The 1,480-nt window shown below is 70.1% G+C and carries 2 protein-coding genes and 1 pseudogene; 2 read left to right on the top strand and 1 reads right to left on the bottom strand.

Annotated features, from left to right (window positions below; translation table 11 throughout):
* Positions 1-44: 44 nt before the first annotated feature.
* On the bottom strand, positions 45-218 hold the full coding sequence (locus ACFWJO_RS38995; RefSeq protein WP_384418033.1) for a hypothetical protein: 174 nt from the start codon (positions 216-218) through the stop codon (positions 45-47).
* Between the two features lie 369 nt (positions 219-587).
* Here ACFWJO_RS38995 and ACFWJO_RS38990 point away from each other — a divergent pair, with 369 nt between their 5' ends.
* Together ACFWJO_RS38990 and ACFWJO_RS38985 are read left to right on the top strand one after the other, a co-directional pair.
* A complete protein-coding gene (locus tag ACFWJO_RS38990) occupies positions 588-1,241 on the top strand; it encodes a response regulator transcription factor (protein WP_384418036.1) in 654 nt (217 codons plus the stop codon).
* 4 nt (positions 1,242-1,245) lie between these two features.
* Positions 1,246-1,480, top strand: a pseudogene (locus ACFWJO_RS38985) (two-component sensor histidine kinase); the annotation flags it as partial.

The following is a 1,480-nucleotide window of genomic DNA, read 5'->3' as shown; positions in this document are numbered from 1 at the left end:
CCCCCGGAGTCATCGACTCCGGGGGCCCGCCCTTGTCCGTGGGGTCAGGCGCAGGCCGCGCCGACCTCCACGCCGTGTTCGGCCGCCAGGCGGTGCAGGTCGTCGAGCTCGGCCTGCTCGACCTCCGCGAGGAAGTCGTCGCCCGCCTCGCGAGCGCGCGTGAGGTCGGACTGCGTGGTCCTGATGCGGTGCAGCAGCCCTGCGGTGAAAGCGTCCATCGTGCGCCCCCTCGTCGTGGGTCGGTGGCACGGGGAGTGCCGGGGGTGGGTGGATCACACACTGCTACCTCTGGGGGACAGAGAGCGGTAGGTGGCGTGTCACCTACAGGGCGTGATCGCGGGGTGTGCAGTCGTCCTCCCCAGCCCTTTCCTCACAGAAACCTCAACTGGCCCGTGATTCAGGTGAATTCTTCCAGCCTCCCGGCCGCTCGCCCGCCTGAGGCCTGGCCGGCGCCCTCCCGCGCCGTCCCCGCACAGCCGTCTTACAGCCGGTTTACGCGCGTTCGGGGCAGGATGGATACGCACAGTCAGTGCGCAGAAACCGCCTTGTCCGCGTGCTGGACCTGGCCCAGGAAAGGACTTACGGACGTGCGCGTACTCGTCGTCGAGGACGAGCAGCTTCTCGCGGACGCGGTGGCCACCGGCCTGCGCCGCGAGGCCATGGCGGTCGACGTCGTGTACGACGGTGCCGCGGCACTGGAGCGCGTCGGGGTCAACGACTACGACGTCGTGGTGCTCGACAGGGACCTTCCCCTGGTGCACGGCGACGACGTCTGCCGCAAGATCGTCGAGCTGGGCATGCCCACCCGGATCCTGATGCTCACCGCCTCCGGCGACGTCAGCGACCGCGTCGAGGGCCTGGAGCTCGGCGCGGACGACTACCTGCCCAAGCCCTTCGCCTTCAGCGAGCTCACCGCCCGCGTCCGGGCCCTCGGCCGCCGCACCACGGTCCCGCTCCCGCCCGTCCTGGAGCGCGCCGGCATCAAGCTGGACCCGAACCGCCGCGAGGTCTTCCGCGACGGCAAGGAGGTCCAGCTGGCCCCGAAGGAGTTCGCGGTCCTGGAGGTTCTCATGCGCAGCGAGGGCGCCGTCGTCTCGGCCGAGCAGCTCCTGGAGAAGGCCTGGGACGAGAACACCGACCCGTTCACCAACGTCGTGCGCGTCACGGTCATGACCCTGCGCCGCAAGCTCGGCGAGCCCCCGGTGATCGTCACCGTGCCCGGCTCGGGATACCGGATCTGACCTAATGCCCTCGTCGCCGACCCTGCTGCACACCCCACCGAAGCCGACCTGGGACCCCCGGGACCCGGTCAGGCCGCTGCTGCGTCCGACCATCCGGATACGGCTCACGCTGCTCTACGGCGGGATGTTCCTGATCGCCGGCATCATCCTGCTGGCGATCATCTACCTCTTCACCGCGCAGGCCGTCCGGGACACCACCGCCGAGCTGCCCTTCAAGGTCGTCAGCGGCACCGTGACGG

The sequence above is a fragment of the Streptomyces sp. NPDC127092 genome (genome assembly GCF_042722475.1).
Classification (GTDB): Bacteria; Actinomycetota; Actinomycetes; order Streptomycetales; family Streptomycetaceae; genus Streptomyces.
This window is presented reverse-complemented; position numbering and strand designations above follow the sequence as displayed.